This is a genomic window from Streptomyces sp. NPDC001380, from assembly GCF_042895785.1.
Lineage (GTDB): Bacteria > Actinomycetota > Actinomycetes > Streptomycetales > Streptomycetaceae > Peterkaempfera.
Genome location: NZ_JBIAWP010000006.1, coordinates 1 through 15,741, shown reverse-complemented (window position 1 = coordinate 15,741; position 15,741 = coordinate 1). Strand labels below are relative to the sequence as shown.

Here is a 15,741-nt window from a genome sequence, read left to right as displayed (position 1 = left end):
GCGTTGAACTACAGTGGTCCCAGACCACGGAACCCCAGGAGGCAGCCATGCCCGCCGTCACCGTCGAGAACCCGCTCGTGCTGCCCAGGGTGGAGCTCCCCGACCCCACCGCCGCCCGCGCCCGCCGGGTCCGCCAGGTCGCCACCGCGCCCACCGGCTTCGAGGGCGAGGGCTTCCCCGTGCGCCGCGCCTTCGCCGGCATCCACACCCGCCACCTGGACCCCTTCATCATGATGGACCAGATGGGCGAGGTGGAGTACGCGCCCGGCGAGCCCAAGGGCACCCCCTGGCACCCCCACCGCGGCTTCGAGACCGTCACCTACATCATCGACGGGAAGTTCATCCACAAGGACACCAGCGGCGGCGGCGGCTTCATCGGCGACGGCGACACCCAGTGGATGACCGCCGGCTCCGGCCTCCTCCACATCGAGACCCCGCCCGAGGACCTCGTCGTCTCCGGCGGCCTCTTCCACGGCCTCCAGCTCTGGGTCAACCTCCCCGGCGCCGACAAGATGACCGCCCCCCGGTACCAGGACATCTCCGGCGACAAGGTCAAGCTGCTGACCTCCCCCGACGGCGGCGCCGTGCTCCGCCTCATCGCGGGAGAGCTCGGCGGCCACCAGGGCCCCGGCGCCACCCACACCCCCATCACCATGGTCCACGCCACCGTCAGCCCCGGCGCCCGGATCACCCTGCCCTGGCGCAGCGACTTCAACGCCCTGGTCTACGCCCTCAACGGCTCCGGCACCGTCGGCGAGGAGGACCGCCCGTTCGGCATGGGCCAGGCCGTGCTCTTCGGCGACGGCGACAGCATCACCGTCCGGGCCGACGAGCGGCAGGAGTCCCGCTCGCCCGAGCTGGACGTGGTGATCCTCGGCGGCCGCCCGATCCGCGAGCCCGTCGCCTGGTACGGCCCGTTCGTCATGAACAGCCACCGTGAGCTGGAGCAGGCCTTCGAGGACTTCCGGGCCGGACGGCTCGGGCAGATCCCGGCCGAGCACGCCTGACCCCCCCGCACCTCCGGCTCCCCCCGGGGACGTCCGGGCGCGCCCCGCGCCCCGCGCCCGGACCCGCAGGGCCCGGCGGACCGCGACCCGGTCCGCCGGGCCCTGCGCGGTCCCGCCCCTGCGGCCGCGCCCGTCGGGGACCCGTACGGTCCGGACCGGGACCGCACGGGTCCCCGGCCGGCGGGCACGGGCTCACGGCGTCCGGGCGTACACCGCCGTCGCGTCGTCCCGGACCTTGCCGCGCGGCCACCGCTCGCACCGGGGGTCGGACGCCTCCGCGGCCCGCACCCGCGCCAGCAGCTCGCCCGGCCCGGAGCCCGCCATCAGGGCCAGCGCCTCCGGCCAGCCGCCCAGCCCCAGCAGGTCCACGTAGCGGCCCGCCCCGTCGGACAGCGCCGCCAGGCCGCGCAGCCCCGCCAGCGGCACCGTGCCGGTCCGGGCGTGCTCCGCCGCCCGCGGCAGCGCGGCCGCGATCCACGGGCCGTGGCCGCTGTTGCGGGCCGCCCGCACCGCGAGGGCGTACCGCGTGAGCGCCGCCGCCCGCTCCGGGCTCCCCGGCGCCTCCTCCCGCACCTGCCGCCGCAGCAGCTCGCCCGCCGGGAACGGCTGGTCGTCCCCGACGACCCGGGGCTCGCCCGCCCGCGGGTGGAGGACCAGCAGCGAGTCGCCCAGCACGGCGTACTCCAGTGCCGTGCCGCTGCGGCGCACCGCCACCACCGTCGCCGCGGGCGTGTCCGGGTGCGCCAGGTCGCAGCGGGCGCCGTGCAGCGCGGCCGTCTCGGCGATCGCGTCGGCCAGGCACTGCGCGGCGGTGCGGTCCGCCCGGTCGGTCAGCCGGGCCAGCAGGTGCACCCCCAGCCGCCGCACGTACCACGCCGTCCCGTGCCGGCAGCCGGACTCCGTCCCCGCCGGCGGACCCGACCCGTCCAGCAGGACCAGCGCCTCCGGCGTGGCCGCCGCGAAGTCCTCGCTCTCCCGACCCGGGTGCTGCGGTTCCCCCGCCATCTCCACCTGCACCCGACCAGTGTGGCGCCGCACGCCCCGCCGCCGACGGGTTTCCGCGCACCCTCACCCGGACGTGCGTCCCCGGCGGCCGCGCCCCGCGGCTGCCGGGGACGCACGTCCGGGCGGCCGGATCAGGGGTGCCAGACCTCCCGGACGGCGGTGACGGCGCCGGCGGGGGACAGGGCGAGCTCGTAGACGTCCCCCGAGCAGGACAGGGGCGCGGCCGGCCGGACGTGCCGCAGGCAGTCGCCGACGTGCCGCTCCAGGGCGGACAACGTCACCCGCCGGCGGCCCGTGGCGCCGACGGCGAGGTCGACCGCGGCGCCCGGCGCCAGGCGGTAGGAGGCGGCGGGACCCGCACCCGCGAAGCCCCCGCCGTTGGGGTCGCACGCGAACCGGGCGGTCCGGGCCCGCAGCACCCCGGCGGCCGGTGCGCCGACGACCTGCACCATCCGGTGCCCCGCCGGGAGCTTCGGCGCCTCGCAGTCGGCGGAGGGCTCGGGGTCCAGCGGCAGGTCGGCCGGGGCCGAGGACGAGCCGCCCGCTGCGGGGTCGGCCGTCGCCGGGTCGGAGGCCGCCGGGTCGGCGGCCGGTGCGCCCGCGCTGCGGGACGCCTCCGGCGTGGAGGCGGCGCCCGGGGCGGTCGCGGCGGGCGCCGGGGCGGCCGAGGAGGCGTCCGTGCCGGTGGTGCCGGGCTTGCAGGAGGTGAGCGCGGCCAGCGCCGCGGCGAGGGCGGCCGCGGCGAGCAGGCGGGGGCGGGGCATGGCGGAGGGCTCCTGTCCGAGGGGCTGGGGTCCGAGGGGCTGGGGTCCGGGAGACCGGGGGCCGGGGTCCGGACGCGGGTCCGGACGCCGGCGGTCCCGGTCCTAGAGGCCGTTGCGGCGGTAGGGCACGTACGGGTGGCCGATGGCCCGCTCGTGGGCGGCGTCACCCGAGAAGTACGGATAGGGGATGACGTGCGAGACCGTGCCCTGCGAGCCGTTGTCCTCCAGGGCGATGTACTTCGTGTGCGCGGCGTCGGCCCAGCCGCCGAAGAGGACGGTGTGGTCGCCGGCGATCAGTGCGTCGCCGGGCCGCAGCTCGTCCTTGGATATGGGGTGCGCGCAGCCGCTGCCCATCAGCCCGTAGGTGTTGAGGCCCGGCGGCTCCAGGCCCCAGGCGGCCGAGACGAAGCCGGAGCAGTCGTCGCGGTACCCGTTGGTGGTCGCGGACTGGCTGTACCCGATGCGGTGGTTGATCCGCTCCAGGGCGCGCTCCAGGACCTGCCGGCGCGCGTCCGGCAGGCCGGACAGGTCCGGCCCGGTGATGACGCCCGCCCCCCTGGTGGTGTGGTGCCGCCCGGGGGACCAGGCGTCCCAGCTGCCGACGGTCCGCCACTTCCCGTCGCCCTGGCCGTCGAACGACCCGGAGCCGGAACCCGCCCCGGAGCCGCCGGCCGCGCCTCCCCCGGCGTGGCCGCCGCCCGAGCCGCTCCCGCCCGCGTGGTCGGTCCCGGTCCTCGGCGGGGCGGGGACGTGGTGCTCCCCGCGGTGCTTTTTGCGCATCTCCTCGTGGATCCGCCGGTCCGCGGCGGCGTACTCGTCCGCGACGGCCCTGAGCTTGGCGGCGTCGGCGGCCAGCTCCTCCGTCAGCTGCTTCTGGGTGCGGGCCAGCGCCTCCGCCCGCTTCTCGATCTCCCGGACGTCCTCCAGCACCCGGTACGCCGTGGCGATGCCCGCCACGCCCCCCAGGGCGCCGGCGGCGAGGTCGACCGCCGCGGCCCGGGTGACGGCGGTCCGGACGGCGTCGAGCCGCTCGGAGAGCCCGGCCATCCGCTCACTCGCGGAGTGCCATTCCTGCCGCAGCGCGGCGAGTTCGTGCAACTGGACGCCGAAGCGGTCGTCGGCCATGTGCTCCCGTCCCCCTGGGATGTGCTGCCGGTGGTGCCGGAACGTGCCTGCGGTGCTGCAGAGGCGCACCTGCGGGCGAGGTGCCTGCGGTCAGGTCCCGCCGCGGGGTGTGTGCCGCGGGGTGTGCCACGGCGTGTGTGCCGCGGTGTCAGACCGCGTCCGCGAGGCGGCCGACCGAGGCGCCCAGCGCCTCCAGGCCGTCCGCCGCGGCGGCCAGGTCGCGGATGCGCCCCCGGGCGTGCTCGGTGAAGGCGTCGGCCGCCCTGCCGTGCCAGGAGATCCGGCCGACGGACGCGTCGATCCGCCGCCGCAGCTCCTCGACCTCCCGCCCCAGCGCACGCAGCTCGGCGGCGATCGTGCGCAGCTCGTCGTCGCTGCCGAACATCTCCTCCAGTGCCAGGTGGGCGATCTCCACCGGTGCCATCACGACCGCCCTGCCGGCCCTGGCGACGTCCTCCCAGACGCTGTCACTCATGCCCGTCTCCCCGTTCCCCGTGTCCCCCGGCCTGCCGGGGATCCGCGCGGCAGCCTAGTCCAGGACTCCGACGGCCGGTACGGGGCCCCGCTGACGAACCGTCATGCGAGGGCGCCGCGGTGCCGGGACCCCGGCGACGCCCCCGGCACCGCGTGCACGACCGTCGCGTCGTCGCTGACCTTGCCCCGCCGCCAGCGCCGCCGCTCCGGGTCACCCGCCTCGGCCCGCCGCACCCGGGACAGCAGCTCCGCGGGACCGTGCGAGGCCAGCAGCGGCATCACGTCCGACCAGTCGCCCAGCCCCAGCAGGTCCACGAACCGGCTCGCGCCGTCGCTCATCGCCGCCACGGCCCGCAGCCCGGACGCCGGGACCGACCCGGTCAGCGCCTCGCCCGCCACCGCCGGGTCCGCCGCCGCCGTCCAGAACCCGCCGGGCCGGTTGCGCAGCCCCTCCACGGCGGCCGCGTACCGCTCGCGGGCGGCGGCCCGCTCGGCGGACCCCTCCGGCAGCGCGGCCGCCGCCAGCCGCAGGCCGCGGGCCGCCCGCTCCACCCGGTCGTCGGTGACGGCCACCGGGCCGCCGCCGGTCTCCAGCACCACCGTGCAGTCGGCGAGCACCAGGTACTCGAACCGGCCGCCCACGAGCCGCCCCACCGCCACCGTGGCCTGCGGCGTCCCCGGCGCGGACAGGTCGCAGCCGCCGCCGTGGGCCGCCGCCGTGCCCGCGACCGCGTCCGCCAGGCAGTCGGCCAGCGGACGGTCCGGGACGCCGGTGGCCGCGGCCAGCAGCCGCACGCCCAGGCTGCGCACGTACCAGACCACCCCGTGCGTGCACCCCGGGTCCCGCGGGCCGGGGGTCACCCCGTCGAGCACCACGAACGCCCCCGGCGCGGCCAGGACGAAGTCCTCGTTGGCACGCGCCGCCGAACCCGCCTCGGTCGCCAGCTCGATCCGCATGCGTCCCATCCTGCCCCGGCACGCCCGGCAAGCACGTCCGCCTCCGCGGGGCGGCCGCCGCCGGAGGGGTCCGTGCCGGGCAGGCCGCCGCCCACGCCGGGCCGTCCGTCCGCCGTCCGCACCGTCCGCACCGTCCGCCGTCCGCCGTCCGCACCGCCGCCGGGCCGCTCGCACCGGCCACCCCCACCGGGGAGGGGTGAAGCGCCGACAAACCCCCGGCGCACCCCTGGTGAAGATCGCGTGCGCCCGTGCAACTGTTCGTGCCGCCCACGAGTCCTACGGGGGTGTGCCGCCGCCCCGGCACCACTCCGCAGACACCACTCCCGGGGAGAACACCGTATGCGCAGACAACCCCGTCTCCTGGCGGCCGCATCCGTCGCCGTGGCCCTGGCCGCCGGCATGCTGGCCGCCGTCGCGCCCTCCGCGTCGGCCGCCGGATCCGGCCTCTCCGGGGACTTCGACGGCGACGGCCACCGCGACGTCGCGGTCGCCTCCGGCGGCGGTGCGGGCCGGGTCACCGTGCTCTACGGGTCCGCGCAGGGCATCGACGCCGCGCGACGGGTCGTCATCGACCAGAACAGCCCCGGCGTGCCGGGCGCCAACGAGGCCGACGACCGGTTCGGCGCCGCGCTGGTCGCAGCGGACCTCGACCGCGACGGCTACAGCGACCTGGTGGTCGCGGCGCCGGGGGAGCGGTTCACGGCCGACCTGGCGAAGAGGGGCTCGCTGACCGTGCTGTGGGGAGGGCCCAAGGGCCTCCAGGGCGGCACCGGCCTGCCCGTCTGCGCCGAGGCCCGCCAGCTGTCCGCCGCCGACGTCGACCGCGACGGCCGCACCGACCTGCTCGTGAACGAGAACGGCGGTGTGACCGTCGTCCGCGGCCCCTTCACCCGCACCGGCGGCACGGGGAGGATCACCCGGCAGTCGGTGAACGCCCACCCCGGGGACATGGCGGTCGCCGACTTCGACGGCGACGGACGTGTCGACCTCCTCATGTCCGAGCAGGTCCCCTACGAGTCCGACTCGGACACGCAGTACTACACCCGGTACCTCAAGGGGACCGCCGACGGCTTCGTGCTCAAGCGCACCTGGCCGTGGGCGCGGCAGCACGGCGCCGTCGCGGCGGGCGACCTCAACCACGACGGCTACGCCGACGTCGCCCTGGGCAGCGACAGCGCCGTCGACTCCGTGGTCACCGTGGTCTACGGCTCGGCCGCCGGCCTCGGGGGCGGCCGGGCGAACCAGCGCATCACCCAGGACACCGCGGGCGTGCCGGGCACCGACGAGCCCGGCGACAACTGGGGCGACGCCCTCTCCATCGGCGACGTGGACGGCGACCACTACCCGGACCTCGCGATCGGCGCCTGGGGCGAGGAGCTCGCCTCGGTCCAGGACACCGGCTCCGTCACCCTGCTGCGCGGCTCGTCCCACGGCCTGGTCGCCACCGGCGCCCAGATGCTCACCCAGGACAGCCCCGGTGTCCCGGGCCACTCCGAGAAGGAGGACGGCTTCGGCACCTCCCTGCTCCTCACCGACACCAACCGCGACGGCCGTGCCGACCTCGTCGTCTCCGCCTCCGGCCTGCAGTACGGTCCCGACACCGGCTTCGGGACCGTCGGTGAGAACGGCGGCGCCGGCATGGTGTGGCGCCTCCCCGCCACCGCCAAGGGCCTGACCGGCACCGGTTCCACCCTCTACGGCGGCCCCGCGGGCGCCATGTGGTTTGGTTCCCCCCTCGCGGGCTGACCGGCCGAGACCCCGCTCCGTCCGCCCGCCCGCCCGTCCCCGGACCTCAGCCGGGGACGGGCGGGCGCCCGGCCCTGACGTGCGTGCGCGCGTGCCCGCCGTTCGGTCGGCAGGGCAATCCGTCACGGCCGGGCCGTGAAGGGCCGCCGCGCCACTCGCCCGGACCGCCGTCCCGGCCGCCGACGCCCCGGGCCCCGGGGCAGGTGCCCGGGGCAGGTAACCGCGCCGTCGTCCGCCCGTCCGCGGCGGACCTGCTGCCGCCGGCCCCGCAGCAGCCGCCGCGGCCGCCACGGCTGATCGGCGGCCCGCCGACCCTCCGCGGTCCCGTCCGCCGGTCCGGAGCCCGTCCGCCGGCCCGGAGCCCGGCCTCCGGCCGCCGCCTCGGATGCGGGGAGCGGTTCGCGCAGGCCCGAAGGCGCACCTCTCCGCAGCGATGTTCCACGTGAAACCAGGCCTTGTCGGCGCGGGGCCCTCACTCCTGTCCGCGCGCGTCCCCGGCCGTTCCGGGGCCGCCCGTCGGCGCGGCCGGGTCCTCGCCCGGAGCCGCCGTCGGGACGGCCCGGGGCGCCCGCCGGCCTGTGTCCGTGCGCCGGCCGGCGGGGGTCACCGGCCGGCGAGGAGGGCGGGAAGTGCGCGCATGTCGTGGAAGACGACGGTGCCCGGACCCTGGAGCCGCTCGGCGGGGATGAGCCCGCCGGCGTAGCCGAAGGCCCGCATCCCGGCCGCACGGGCGGCCTGCACGCCGGGCTCGCTGTCCTCCACCACGGCGCATGCCGAGGGGGTCACGCCCATCCGCCGGGCCGCATGCAGGAACAGGTCCGGCGCCGGTTTGCCGCGGGCGACCTCGGTGGCGCTGTGGATGCGTCCCGCGAAGCGTTCGTAGAGCCCGGTCCGCCCCAGGGTGTGGCGCATCTTCGCGTGGGAGCCGCTCGAGGCGACGCAGGTCGGCAGGGTGATCGCGTCAAGGGCCTCGGGCAGGCCGTCGACGGGGGAGAGGGCGGTGTCCACCGCCTCCCGGTGCAGTTCCTCGAACCGCTCCCACCAGAGCGCGGCCGTCTCCTGCCCGAGCCGGGCGGCGACCTGCTCGCGTATGGAGGCGCTGGAGCGTCCGATGAAGCGGCTGACGACGTCGTCCTCGGTGAGCGGCCAACCCAGTTCCGCCCCCAGGGAGACCTGGACCCGCAGGGCGATGCGTTCGCTGTCGACCAGCACCCCGTCGCAGTCGAAGATCACCAGTTCGATGGGTTCGGCCATCCCCGCAGCATAGGGGCCGTCCGCCTCCCCGCCGCCCGCCGCCCCGGGTGTCGCCGCCCTCCCCGGCCGGTGACCGCGGTCGGCCGTCCGCCCACCGCCCACCGTCCGGCGTTCCGGGACGCTCACGGCGCAGCCCCGTGCCGGACCCGGACGGCCAGCAGGGCGACGTCGTCCTCGTTGGGGTCCGCGGCGATCCGCCGGTGCAGGTCGCGCAGGACGTCGTGCAGAGGCGCACCGGCCGCCACGTGCCGCTGCAGCAGCCGCCCGGTCGCCTCGATGGAGGAGTCCAGCGCGCGCGAGCGGCGTTCCACCAGGCCGTCGGTGTACAGCAGGAGCGTCGCACCGGGCGGGAGTGCCGTACGGTGCTCGGTCCGCTGCCCGCACGGCAGGTCGGGCAGGAGCAGGCGGTCGTGCGGGTGCAGGACCTCCACGGCGCGACCGGGCACGGCGAGGAGCGGCGGCGGGTGGCCGGCGTTGCTCCAGCGCAGCTCCCAGCCCTCGTCGGCCCGGGTCAGGTGGGCGTGGACCAGGGTGCCCGTGGCGGGCAGGGAGAGGACGTTGCACGCCCGTTCCAGCGCGGTGACGGCGTGGGCGGGCCCCCGGTGGAGGTGGTCGATGTCGGCCTGGCGCAGCATGCTCCGGGCCTGTCCCATGATGGCCGCGGCCCTGGTGTTGTGACCCGTGATGTCGCCGACCGTGACGGCGAGCCGCGGCGGCCCGTCCGGTGTTTCCACCGGCAGCCGGTAGGCGTCGTACCAGTCCCCTCCGACCAGGTCGAAGGCGGCGGCCGGCTGGTAGAGCGCGGCCAGGTCGAGGCCGGGGACGTCGGGGACGGACGTCAGCAGGGCCTTCTGCAGGCCGTGGGCCACGCTGGTGCGGTCGTCGAGACGGAGCGCCCGCTCGGTGGCCAGGGCCGTGTACTGGGCGACGGCCTTCAGGACGGCGCGTTCGTCGGGGTCGAGCTCGTGCACCTCGCCCCAGGCGATGATCAGCGCGCCGATCGCCCCCTGCGTCCCTTCCAGCGGAATCGCGGCCAGGGACGCGAACCCCAGGGTGTCCCAGACGTCCAGCGCCTGCTCGCCGTAGGACTCCGCGAGCTCCTCACGGCTGGTCACGGTGACGATGCGGCGCTCTCTCAGGGCCCGGGCGGTGGGCCACTCGTCCATGACGGTGTACGTGCGGTAGCGCGTCTCCATCAGGACGTCGATCTCCGGGTCCAGGATCCGGCGGGCCGCCGGCCCCGGACGGTGCCCGTTGCCGCGGTGCTCCAGGAGGGTCAGTCCCACGTAGACGGGCTTCAGGTCGTTCAGGACGAGGTCGCGTACGCGGCGGCGGACGTCCGCCACGCCGGCGGCGCCGACGAACGCCTCGGCAGCCTGCAGCAGCAGGCGCATGCGGCTCTTCCGCACACCGTCCACACGCCCGCCATTCCTTGTCATGGACCCTTGGAAAGCGCATCCGGGCCGGAACTCACGCTAACGCATGCCCATCGGCGCCGTCCTCCGAGTCCGTCGGGCCCCCTTTCCTCCGGTGCGACCGGTGCCGGCCGGGAATTCCCCGGCCTCTCGCCCCCCATTCCGGAAAGCACATGCCGGAGCGCGGGCGAATTCCCGTCCTCAGGGGCTGCGGTCCTCCGCCCCGGGCCGGTCCGTACGAAAGGAACGGCACCGCGGCGGGACGCCGGCCGGGTGCCCTCACAGCTCCGGGCCCGCCCGCGGCGCAGCACCGGCCGCACGGCGGCCCGTCGTCGCCGTCGGCAGAAGTGCGGCCGGACGCGCGGTCCTCCCGCACCCGGAGCCGTACGCGACGAGCAGGACGGCCCTCGTCGCGACGGCCGAGGGCCCGGCCCCGGAACCCGGTCCGCCCGGCAGGCATCACCGTGCCCACCTCGGCCGGAAGGGACTGGGCAGCGCGGGTCAAGGCGCGGTAAAGTCCGCGCTTCAGCGGATCTTCGGTGCTGCCCGGGTGTTCTTCCGCCCCGCCCCGCCCCGCTCCGCTCGGCTCCGCTCCGCTCGGCTCCGCTCGACCTTCCGACCGTCTTGCCCGGCGCACCGCCGTGCTGGCCTGAAAGGGCCGTTCACCTGTGCTCACTCACACCCGGCTGAGACTCGTGGCCGCCGCTGCCGTCGGCGCGGCCGCCGCCGGCCTGCTCACCGCCGCCCCGGCCTCCGCGGCCGTCACCTGCGCCTCCCCGACGTGGAAGGCCCAGTACTACGCCAACACCACCTTCAGCGGCACCCCCGGGCTCACCACCTGCGACACCGCGATCAACGAGAACTACGGCACCGGCGACCCCGCCGGCGTCACCCTGCCGAAGGACAACTTCTCCGTCCGCTGGACCATGAGCCGCGACTTCGGCTCCGGCGGCCCGTTCGCGCTGTCCGCCGCCGCCCAGGACGGCATCCGCGTCTACCTCGACGGCGTCCGCAGGATCGACCTGTGGCACGACGTCCCCACCACCCGGCACACGACGGCCTACGTCACCGTTCCGTCCGGCATCCACACCCTCCGCGTCGACTTCGCCGCGTGGACCGGTGCCGCCGACGTCGCGTTCTCCTACACCCCCCGCACCTCCGCGACCGTCGACAACGTCAGGCCCCTCGCCCCCACCGGCACCTCCGCCACCTACAGCACCACCACCCGCGCCGCCACCCTCCGCTGGTCGCGCAACAAGGAGATGGACCTCGCCGGCTACCGCCTCTACCGGCGGCTGGACGTCAGCGGCACCTGGACCCGCGCCGGCGCCACCTGGACCCGCGTCAGCGGCACCGCCCTCCTGAGCGGCACCTCGTCCACCGACACCCCGCCCGCCACCGGCCGGCGCTACCTCTACGAGGTCCGCGCCGTCGACAAGGCCGGCAACGAGTCCTACGGCAGCACCGACACCACCGTCACCAGCGTGGACCGCACGCCGCCGGCGGCACCGACCGGTCTCACGGTCACCGGTGACGCCTGGTGGGCCACCCTGGCCTGGCACGGGGCCGCTGACGCCGCAACGTACGAGGTGTACGCCGCCCCCGCGGCCGGCGGCCCGTTCGAGCTGCTGGGCACGACGGCCACGACGTCGTACCGCACCGAGGCGCCGGTGAACACCCCCCGCTACTACCGGGTCCGCGCCCTCGACGCGCTCGGCAACCCGTCGGCGTACGCCGCCGTCACCGGCGACGGCGTCGACCGGACGCCGCCGAAGTCCCCGACCTCCCTCGGCTCCGTCGTCCGCGTCGGCTCCACCGAGGTGTACTGGAGTCAGCCCGACGGCTTCGAGGAGGACTTCTCCTACAAGGGGTCCTACCACGTCTACCGCTCGCCCGGCAGGACCCTCGACCCGGCCGCACTCACCCGCGTGACCTGCGCCGAGCCGAGCGACGAGAGCACCACCGGCGGCACCTGCCGCGACCTGGACATGCCCGCGGGCACGTACGTGACGTACGCGGTCGCGGCGGTGGACCCGGCCGGCAACGAGTCGGCGCTGTCCGCCCCGCTCGTCGTCCGCACCGGCGACCGCGTCGCACCCGGCCCGGTCGCCGGCGTGAGGGCCACTCCGCGCGCCGACGGCATACTGGTGAGCTGGGCGGCCTCGAGCGAGGACGACATCGAGCGCTACGTGGTGTGGAACGGCGTCCGGCAGGCCGACGGCACGGTCACGTGGCTCAGCTCCACCTCCTGCTACGAGGGCACGAGCGACCCGCTCGCCGTCCTCTGCGGCGACCTGCCGGACGGCGGGACGCACCTGTACGCGGTCGTCGCCAGGGACCGCTGGGACAACGCGCTGCCCCCGACCGGTCCGGGGGTCACGGTCGTCGAGGCCACCGAGCTGGACGTCCGGCCGTCCGTGACGGTCACCCGGGACTGGGACCTCGGCGGCACGGCCTACGGCACCTTGGTCGGCGGACCCGAGTCGGTTGGGCCGTACATCGGCTGGGGGTGCAGCAACGAGGCCGAGTGCGGCACCGTCGTCGGCTACCGGGTCAGCCGGTGGAACGCGGCTGCGAACGCCTACGAGCCGCTGCACGCCGGACTGCTGCCGGCGGAGGCCCGCTCCTACACGGACACCACGGCCGCGCGGGGGGCCGCGTACTTCTACACGCTGGAGGCGGTGCGCGCCGACGGCAGCGTCGCGGGCACGTACGTGTGGAACTGCGTCTTCCAGGACCGCGTCTAGTCGGCACAGGACCGCCGAAGCAGCTCCGGCCCGGAGCTGCTTCGGCCCGCGCGGCCACGGCCCCGGCCCCGGGTGCGCTCCCGGCGGGTCGGGCGGTCCGGGGACCTGCCCGGTGAAGCCCGGCACCGGGGCCGCGACCCTCGGGGCTCGCGCCGCAGCGGCTGCCCAAGGCCCCGGAGCCGACCGTCCCGACCAGGACGTACCCCGTCCCCGGTCCCCGCGTCCGACTGCCGTGCGCGCGCCGCGCACCGAGCAGTCCCCGACTCGGCCGACCGGGCGGCCGGCCGGTGCGGGGTCGGTGTCCGGGACGAGGTGAAGCTCCTGGTCGACGGGTTGCCGGCCAGGAGCGGCCTGTCCGCCCGGAGCCTCAGTGCCTGCCTGCCCATCGGGGATCGACCCGTCCAGCACCCCTGCGCCACCTCTGCCGGCCGTCGGCGGCCCGGCGCCGGGAGCGGGGCCGCCGGATCGCCGACGGGACCGATGCGGAGATCCGCACCCGGCTCGGAGAGGGCACGGCGGTCGGCGGCGAGAGAGCCGCCGGGAAGGGGGCCACCGCCTGAGGGGCACGTGGGGGACGCGGCACGGGAAAAGCGCCCGGAAAAGCGAAAGGCCCGGGCTGGGAATTCATTCCCCGGCCTGGGCCTTTTCCTGTGGAGCGGGTGACGAGAATCGAACTCGCGCTCTGAGCTTGGGAATCACCGGCCGGATCTGCGCTACCGAGCCGCCGACCAGGGTAGATGGCTTGCTCAACGCCTGGCGCATCATGCGGTGTTGCCCTGCTGTTGACCGCGGTTGACCGCTCGTTCTGGCACGGATCTGGCACGGTCCCGGTCACCACGCTCTCGTTAGCCGCGTCCTCGACGTGCCCACTGTCGCAGCCTCCTGATGGCGCGTTCCTTGTGAAGACGGGTTGCCGAGAATTCGCCAGGGCTCGTCATGAGGGCTGTCAAAGGGGTCCATCGCTTACGTCCGTTGCGGGCCGTCCACCTCACCGCGGGGAAGTCCGTGATCTCAGAGATGCGCTCTCGGTCGATTACCCGCGTGCGCAGGTACCCACGGATCATCATCTGCGAGTACTCGTACGTGACGCTGAGTCGATATCCCCGCACTGCGAGTATGCCGAACCCGATCACGGCCAGACTGGCCGCGAGCCGCAGCACCCCGCGGTCGGCTTGCGCCGCGTAGGCAATGCCAGCAACCGCCGGAAGGACTCCGAGGCTGCTGTTCCCCAGACGGTTAAGGGGCGACGGTGATAGCTCCATGACGTTCCTCGAGTGATCGCGCTCTACCAGCGCAGCCTATAGTCGGCGGTCCGAGCAACGTCATGCGCACCAGTTTGGAAGACGGCGTATGCGGATCGCGGTTGACCTGGCGACTCTCTGACCTGGGCCGAAGCGCGGTCGGCGCCGCTGTTCCCCGTGAGTACCCGCCACGTCCCGCCGGAACGGGCACGCAACGGGCACGAGGCCTCTTCGTCCCGAAGCAACTTGGATGGGCGCTCCACCCTGGGCTTGCATCTCTCTTGCCCGCGGCGACAACCCGTGCTCGTCCGCCCTTGTGTGTCAGCGTTGTCACGCGGCTAGACACTCACCACGCCGCTTTCCTTGGCTCGGTCGCTGTGCCAGAGATCTGGCGCGCCATCTCCTCTTGGTTCCCCTCGAACGGCCCGTAGGCGGCCCCGCCTTAGGTAGCACTCAATGCTGGGCTTAACCTGATCGACGTGCCATCTTCCTCAAGCGTGCAGATCGAGGCTTAAACTATGCGAACATCCCTTATGGCAGCTGCTCTGGTATGCACAGCAGTCATCCCGGCCGCTGGATGTCAAACCGCGCCGACAGTCGGAAATTCCATGCACTCGCAGGCCTCGGCCAAACCGGCTGCATCGCCTAGCGTTGATCTCGCAAAGGCGGAACGAGACAAGCGTTACCGAGCGGCATCAGTTGATATGGCAGCAGCGCTGGACGCCGCCCGAGTGTCAAAAAGGTTTCGCTTCACTGAAGATGTAAAGGGCACGATCGACCTGGTCACTCATTGCGGGATTCGGCAAGGCGCATTCCTCGACCCGAAGGAGACTGGACGGGTCATGAGAGAGATGAGCAACCAACTGAAGCAGAATTCCTGGCGCGATGCCGAGAATAGCACTAGCGAGTACGTGCACTTGATTCGTGACGATTGGAGCATCTTCGTTTCCGCTAATGGACCGGTCCCAGGAATGAACATTCCCGAACTTCCCAAGGAGGTAGATATTGTCGAATTTAGCGCACAAAGCGACGGCCACGACTGCATGGCCGAATGGCGGTAAATGCGCGACGGGGCGACGTGCGCCCGGCCAGTGGAATGGCTTTGGGCGGTGTCCTGTCCGGTCTGGGGTCGGGCATGGCCAGGGGGTCGTGCGCTGATCGCGAATCGGGCTGGCTCCTGCCTGCCCGCCTCTAGCCCGATCGGCCCCCTGGTCCTGCTCGATGTCGGGTCCCGGTCCGGAGAGGTGCGTAAAGCCGTAGAACCGGCCGCCCCAGCCACGGCCGGCCGATCCCTCACCCTCCCGCCTGCGGCGCGGAGCGGGCCGCCGCCGGAGCGAGGCGAAGACAGGAGCGACCGCGGCCGGGCACCGGGTCATCTGGTGCGGATCTGATGCGCGACGCCTGAAAAGGTCTGGACAGCAGAAAGGCCCGGGCTAGGGATTCATTCCCTGGCCTGGGCCTTTTCCTGTGGAGCGGGTGACGAGAATCGAACTCGCGCTTTGAGCTTGGGAATCACCGGCGAGATCCACGCTCCTGAGTCGCTGACCAGGGCAGATCGCCTGCACAACCCCTGCTGCATCGTGCGGATCGCCCTGCTGCTGACCGTGGGTGACCGCTCGTTCTGGCACGGATCTTGCACGGTTCCAGTCAGACGGGCCGTGGAAGGATCGCACCATGAACTTCGTGGGTGAGCTTGAGGTGATGCTCAGTTCGCTGTCCAAGGAACAGGGTGTCTTCGGACGCGCGGCGCGTGCCGATGCCAGCACCGTGGCAGAACACGTCTACCGCTAGCATACTGCGGGCCGCCTACGGTCATCCTGATCCTCTGGCGTACGGTGCCGTTGACGTCAATCAATGATGTCAAGTACCGATTCGAAAGGTATCATTAAGTACTCAATGAGCGGTCTGAACGGTCACGTCCGGTGGCGTGGTGTAACCGACGGCCACTCGCTGATCCGGCAACAAGCTATGCGGTCAGGGCGGTCGGGGTGATTTCCGGTTCGGTG

Annotated in this window: 11 protein-coding genes; 4 read left to right on the top strand and 7 right to left on the bottom strand. The window is 74.3% G+C overall.

From position 1 onward, the window contains the following. Positions 1-47: 47 nt before the first annotated feature. Positions 48-1,007, top strand: coding sequence for a pirin family protein (locus tag ACFY07_RS09440; RefSeq protein WP_390868134.1), 960 nt, complete (start codon positions 48-50; stop codon positions 1,005-1,007). A gap of 192 nt (positions 1,008-1,199) precedes the next feature. Here the strand turns inward: ACFY07_RS09440 and ACFY07_RS09435 are convergent, their stop codons facing one another. The 5 genes from ACFY07_RS09435 to ACFY07_RS09415 all read right to left on the bottom strand — a co-directional run bounded on the left by ACFY07_RS09435 (position 1,200) and on the right by ACFY07_RS09415 (position 5,332). Further along, positions 1,200-2,024 (bottom strand): protein phosphatase 2C domain-containing protein, encoded by an 825-nt coding sequence (locus ACFY07_RS09435; RefSeq protein WP_390868133.1) that lies wholly within the window; start codon positions 2,022-2,024, stop codon positions 1,200-1,202. Positions 2,025-2,143: 119 nt separating this feature from the next. Continuing rightward, positions 2,144-2,776: a hypothetical protein gene (locus ACFY07_RS09430; RefSeq protein ID WP_390868132.1), complete on the bottom strand. Its 633-nt coding sequence runs from the start codon at positions 2,774-2,776 to the stop codon at positions 2,144-2,146. A 102-nt stretch (positions 2,777-2,878) separates the two neighbouring features. Beyond that, positions 2,879-3,901, bottom strand: coding sequence for a hypothetical protein (locus ACFY07_RS09425; RefSeq protein ID WP_390868131.1), 1,023 nt, complete (start codon positions 3,899-3,901; stop codon positions 2,879-2,881). 148 nt (positions 3,902-4,049) lie between these two features. Beyond that, positions 4,050-4,376, bottom strand: a complete 327-nt coding sequence (locus ACFY07_RS09420) for a hypothetical protein (RefSeq protein WP_230649097.1) — start codon at positions 4,374-4,376, stop codon at positions 4,050-4,052. Between the two features lie 101 nt (positions 4,377-4,477). After that, a complete protein-coding gene (locus ACFY07_RS09415; protein WP_390868130.1) occupies positions 4,478-5,332 on the bottom strand; it encodes an integrase in 855 nt (284 codons plus the stop codon). A 339-nt stretch (positions 5,333-5,671) separates the two neighbouring features. Here ACFY07_RS09415 and ACFY07_RS09410 point away from each other — a divergent pair, with 339 nt between their 5' ends. Further along, complete coding sequence (locus ACFY07_RS09410; RefSeq protein ID WP_390868129.1) at positions 5,672-7,078, top strand: FG-GAP repeat domain-containing protein; 1,407 nt, start codon at positions 5,672-5,674, stop codon at positions 7,076-7,078. A 603-nt stretch (positions 7,079-7,681) separates the two neighbouring features. Here the strand turns inward: ACFY07_RS09410 and ACFY07_RS09405 are convergent. Then, complete coding sequence (locus tag ACFY07_RS09405) at positions 7,682-8,332, bottom strand: HAD family hydrolase (RefSeq protein ID WP_390868128.1); 651 nt, start codon at positions 8,330-8,332, stop codon at positions 7,682-7,684. A gap of 122 nt (positions 8,333-8,454) precedes the next feature. After that, positions 8,455-9,750 (bottom strand): PP2C family protein-serine/threonine phosphatase, encoded by a 1,296-nt coding sequence (locus ACFY07_RS09400; protein WP_390868127.1) that lies wholly within the window; start codon positions 9,748-9,750, stop codon positions 8,455-8,457. A 665-nt stretch (positions 9,751-10,415) separates the two neighbouring features. Here ACFY07_RS09400 and ACFY07_RS09395 point away from each other — a divergent pair. Further along, the gene (locus ACFY07_RS09395) at positions 10,416-12,494 is read left to right on the top strand and encodes a fibronectin type III domain-containing protein (RefSeq protein ID WP_390868126.1); all 2,079 of its coding nucleotides are present in this window, start codon (positions 10,416-10,418) and stop codon (positions 12,492-12,494) included. A 1,849-nt stretch (positions 12,495-14,343) separates the two neighbouring features. Beyond that, a complete protein-coding gene (locus tag ACFY07_RS09390; protein ID WP_390868125.1) occupies positions 14,344-14,796 on the top strand; it encodes a hypothetical protein in 453 nt (150 codons plus the stop codon). Positions 14,797-15,741 lie beyond the last annotated feature (945 nt).

Excerpts from the sequence above, each read along its gene's own strand:
- ACFY07_RS09440 (WP_390868134.1), top strand. The coding sequence starts at position 48 with ATGCCCGCCGTCACCGTCGAGAACCCGCTCGTGCTGCCCAGGGTGGAG.
- ACFY07_RS09430 (WP_390868132.1), bottom strand. The coding sequence starts at position 2,776 with ATGCCCCGCCCCCGCCTGCTCGCCGCGGCCGCCCTCGCCGCGGCGCTG.
- ACFY07_RS09425 (WP_390868131.1), bottom strand. The coding sequence starts at position 3,901 with ATGGCCGACGACCGCTTCGGCGTCCAGTTGCACGAACTCGCCGCGCTG.
- ACFY07_RS09420 (WP_230649097.1), bottom strand. The coding sequence starts at position 4,376 with ATGAGTGACAGCGTCTGGGAGGACGTCGCCAGGGCCGGCAGGGCGGTC.
- ACFY07_RS09415 (WP_390868130.1), bottom strand. The coding sequence starts at position 5,332 with ATGCGGATCGAGCTGGCGACCGAGGCGGGTTCGGCGGCGCGTGCCAAC.
- ACFY07_RS09410 (WP_390868129.1), top strand. The coding sequence starts at position 5,672 with ATGCGCAGACAACCCCGTCTCCTGGCGGCCGCATCCGTCGCCGTGGCC.
- ACFY07_RS09405 (WP_390868128.1), bottom strand. The coding sequence starts at position 8,332 with ATGGCCGAACCCATCGAACTGGTGATCTTCGACTGCGACGGGGTGCTG.
- ACFY07_RS09390 (WP_390868125.1), top strand. The coding sequence starts at position 14,344 with ATGCACTCGCAGGCCTCGGCCAAACCGGCTGCATCGCCTAGCGTTGAT.